Genomic DNA, 1802 nt, shown 5'->3' with positions numbered 1-1802 from the left:
ATATGGACCGGCCGGCCGGCCGGTCCATATCGTCGATATCGCCGCCGGCCACGGCCGCTACGTGCTCGACGCCGTCGCCAAATGCGCTGCGCCGCCGGCCAGCGTGCGGCTGCAGGATTTCTCCGAGCTCAACGTTTCGCGCGGCTGCAAGCTGATCGCCGAGCAGCACCTGCCGACCAGCGTCTCGTTCCACCAGGCCGACGCCTTCGACGCTCAAATGCTTGCCGGGCTGAAGCCAGCGCCGGACCTCGCCATCGTCTCCGGGCTTTACGAATTGTTTTCCGACAACGCCATGATCGCCCGCTCGCTGGACGGGCTGGCCAAGGCGATGCAGCCCGGCAGCCTGCTTGTCTATACCAACCAACCCTGGCATCCGCAGCTCGAAATGATCGCGCGCAGCCTCACTTCGCATCGCGGCGGCCAGGCTTGGGCGATGCGGCGGCGCACGCAAGGCGAGATGGACCAACTGGTGACGGCCGCCGGCTTCGAAAAACTCGACCAGCGCATCGACCAGTGGGGCATCTTCACCGTTTCCGTCGCGCGGCGCGTCTGAGCATGGTCGTGCCTATCCTTGGCGCTGCCGCTGCCCCTGCCCTTTCTGCTCCTGCGCGCGAGCCGTACGCCGGAATCGTGCTGCGAGCGGCATTGTGGCTGACGTTTCTGGCGCCGTTCTTCTACGCGACCTACGGTTTCGCCAACTGGCTGGCGTCGCAGCGCGACGATGTCGGCAGCATCGTCTTCGCCTGGGAGCGCGCCGTCCCGTTCATCGCCTGGACGATCGTTCCCTACTGGTCGATCAACCTGTTCTACGGCCTGTCGCTGCTGTTGAACGACACCAAGAGCGGCGTCGACCGTCTCGCCGGCCGCTATCTCACCGCGCAGATCGTCGCCGTCGCCTGCTTCATCGTCTTCCCGCTGACGGCGACCTTCATGCGGCCGCAAACATCCGGCCTGCCGGGCTTCATGTTCGCGGTGCTCGGCGGCTTCGACAAGCCGTTCAACCAGGCGCCGTCGCTGCACATCGCGCTGCTGGTCATCATCTGGGATCACTGGCGCCATAGGCTGCCCGGCATCGTCAGGGCCGTCTGGCATGCCTGGTGTCTCCTGATCGGCGCTTCGGTGCTGACGACATGGCAGCACCATGTCATCGACATCCCGACAGGCGCGCTGCTCGGCTTTTTCGCCCTGTGGCTGTTCCCGCGCGAGGGCGAATTGCCGTTCGCCGGCTTCCACCTGGCCGCCGATGCCAAGGCCAGGCGGTTGGCTCGGTTCTATGCGCTTGGCGCAGCGCTGGCGCTGGCCGGCACCGTTGCCGGCGCCTTCGTCTCGGCGAAATGGCTCATCCTTTTGTGGCCCACACTGGCGCTGGCCATCGTCGCCTTCGCCTATGCCGGGGCCGGCGCCAAGGTGTTTCAGAAAGCGGCCAATGGCAGCGCCTCGCTGGCCAGCCGTATTTTGCTGCTGCCTTACCGGCTTGGCGCAAGGATCAATGTATTGATATGGACGCGCAAGCTGCCGGCGCAGATCACGGTTGCCGACGGCGTCTTCCTCGGCCGCTTTCCGACAGCTGCCGAGGCCGACACTTTCGGCACGGTGATCGACCTTGCCGGCGAGCTGGAAAGGCCGCGCGGCGTGACCTGTCGCTGGACGAGTGTCGCCATGGTCGATCTTTTGCCGCCGTCGCCAGAAGCGCAAGCGCAAGCGGTGGCGGCGATCGAAGCGGCTCGCAGCCACGGCACGGTGCTGGTCTGCTGCGCTGGAAGCCAAGCGCGCAGCAGACCAGCACCGTGCCGTGGCTGCGA

The 1802-nt window shown here is 66.3% G+C and carries 2 protein-coding genes; both read left to right on the top strand.

Features of this window, described 5'->3' with window-relative positions:
- Positions 1–553, top strand: a 553-nt coding sequence (locus E5W87_RS26355; protein WP_292404364.1) for a class I SAM-dependent methyltransferase family protein, incomplete at its 5' end; no start/stop codon positions are given.
- Between the two features lie 2 nt (positions 554–555).
- The coding region (locus tag E5W87_RS26350) for a phosphatase PAP2/dual specificity phosphatase family protein (RefSeq protein ID WP_292404361.1) at positions 556–1802 on the top strand (1247 nt) is incomplete at its 3' end.

Origin of the sequence: Mesorhizobium sp., from assembly GCF_004962925.1 — a bacterium.
Classification (GTDB): Bacteria; Pseudomonadota; Alphaproteobacteria; order Rhizobiales; family Rhizobiaceae; genus Mesorhizobium.
This window is presented reverse-complemented; position numbering and strand designations above follow the sequence as displayed.